Annotated in this window: 3 protein-coding genes and 1 pseudogene; 2 read left to right on the top strand and 2 right to left on the bottom strand. The window is 67.5% G+C overall.

Going from position 1 to position 1,599, the window contains the following annotated elements; all coding sequences use genetic code 11:
- Both CCN29_RS32615 and CCN29_RS32610 read left to right on the top strand, forming a co-directional pair.
- A partial coding sequence (locus CCN29_RS32615) for a helix-turn-helix domain-containing protein (RefSeq protein ID WP_086686124.1) occupies nucleotides 1-852 on the top strand: 852 nt, incomplete at its 5' end.
- Nucleotides 849-1,034 (top strand): DUF397 domain-containing protein, encoded by a 186-nt coding sequence (locus tag CCN29_RS32610; RefSeq protein ID WP_086686122.1) that lies wholly within the window; start codon nucleotides 849-851, stop codon nucleotides 1,032-1,034. The genes CCN29_RS32615 and CCN29_RS32610, both read left to right, overlap by 4 nt.
- 62 nt (nucleotides 1,035-1,096) lie before the next feature.
- Here CCN29_RS32610 and CCN29_RS32605 read toward each other — a convergent pair whose 3' ends face one another.
- Nucleotides 1,097-1,477, bottom strand: coding sequence for a hypothetical protein (locus CCN29_RS32605; protein ID WP_442538621.1), 381 nt, complete (start codon nucleotides 1,475-1,477; stop codon nucleotides 1,097-1,099).
- 20 nt (nucleotides 1,478-1,497) lie between these two features.
- Nucleotides 1,498-1,599 (bottom strand): annotated as a pseudogene (locus CCN29_RS35165) (IS5/IS1182 family transposase); the annotation flags it as partial.

Below are 1,599 nucleotides of genomic sequence, written 5' to 3'. Positions count from 1 at the left end.
GGCGCCGGCGCGCGGGCGGTTGCGGCGGGGGAGTGGGAGCGGGAGCCGCATCCGTCGGACAGCCTCCGGACGTTCGGGGCGGTCGTGCAGGGGCTGCGCGAGCACGCGGGGCTGAGCAGGGCGGACCTCGCGGCGAGGGTGCAGTACTCCAAACACACGGTCGAGTCGGTGGAGTTGGGGCGCAGGATGCCCGACGAGGCGTTCGTGGAGCGCGCGGAGGAGGCGCTGGGCAACACGGGGGCGCTGCGGAAGGCCGCGCGGCATCTGACGCGGGGGGAGGCGGGGCTGGCGGCGTGGTTCCGGCGGTGGGCGCGGTTGGAGAGGGAGGCGGTGAGTCTGTGTACGTATGAGTGTCGGTTGGTGCCGGGGTTGTTGCAGTCGGAAGGCTATGCGCGGGCACTCTTCGAGAACCGGATTCCCCTGCTGACGGACGAGCAGTTGGAGGCGCAGGTCGAGGCGAGGATGGAGCGCCAGCGGATGCTTCGCGAGCGTCCGACGGTCCCGTTCCACTTCATCGTTGAGGAGGCGGTCCTGCGACGGAGGCTCGGTGGTGCGGAGGTGCGCCGCGCACAACTTGACTACGTGCTGGAGCAGACGGCCCCGCGCAACGTGACGTTGCAGGTCATGCCGCTGGAAGCCGAGTACCACTCGTGCATGGACGGGCCCCTGCGCCTGCTGGAGACCCCGGAAGGGCGTCGGCTCGCGTACTCGGAGGGCCAGGAGAGCGGGCGGCTGATTGGCGACTCGAAAGAGGTGAGAGTTCTCCAACAGCGCTATGACACACTGCGGTCGCAGGCCCTGCACCCCAAAGAATCCCGGGCCTTGCTGGAGCGACTGCGAGGAGAGGCATGAGCGCGACGGAACTCGCCTGGTTCAAGTCAAGCTATAGCGGTAGCTCGGGCGACGACTGTGTGGAGGTCGCCGTCACCGAGCAGGCCATCCACGTGCGGGACTCCAAGGACGTGACCCGACCGTCCTTCGCCGTCGGCCGCGAAGGCTGGGGGCAGTTCGTACGGTTCGCGTCGGAGCGATGAGCGACTTGGGGGCGTGCCGTCTGCTGAAGTAGCGGGCGGCACACCCTTTGCAGGACAAGGCTTCAGGTGAGCGTGTTACGCAGGTGGGGGCCGAGGTAGCCGACGTAAACCTTCCCGGAGCGGATGCAGTCGTCGTAGAAATGGAGGCGTGGGGCGATGGTGTTGCCTCCGCCGACCTTCAGATGAGCCTGCATGAAGACCTGGCCGGCGGGGGCCACGTCCTTCGGTACCGGAAGCATGCGCTCATTGCGCAGTTTCGCGTTGCGGGCGACCGTGTCCGACTCGCGCATGGCCACCTTGGCCGTTGGGAAGGGGAAGTCGCTGGAGGCATCGGACTTACACCAGCTGAGGAAGTCCCCAGAGGCCGCGCCGTCGGCGGAGGACCGGGCGAAGTGGTCTAGTGCCAGAAGGCCGTCCCAGGCGACGTACAGCCAGTTGTCCACAGACTGAGCCTTTTCCACCATCACTCTGAGCTGCTCAGATGAAGGGTGAGGACGGCTCGGACGAGGCTGGTGATCCGGGTGGTCGAGCACCGGAGCTTGCTGAGGAGCCGCCAGGACTTGAG

It is taken from the genome of Streptomyces pseudogriseolus (assembly GCA_002154585.1).
Taxonomy (GTDB): domain Bacteria; phylum Actinomycetota; class Actinomycetes; order Streptomycetales; family Streptomycetaceae; genus Streptomyces; species Streptomyces pseudogriseolus.
This window is presented reverse-complemented; position numbering and strand designations above follow the sequence as displayed.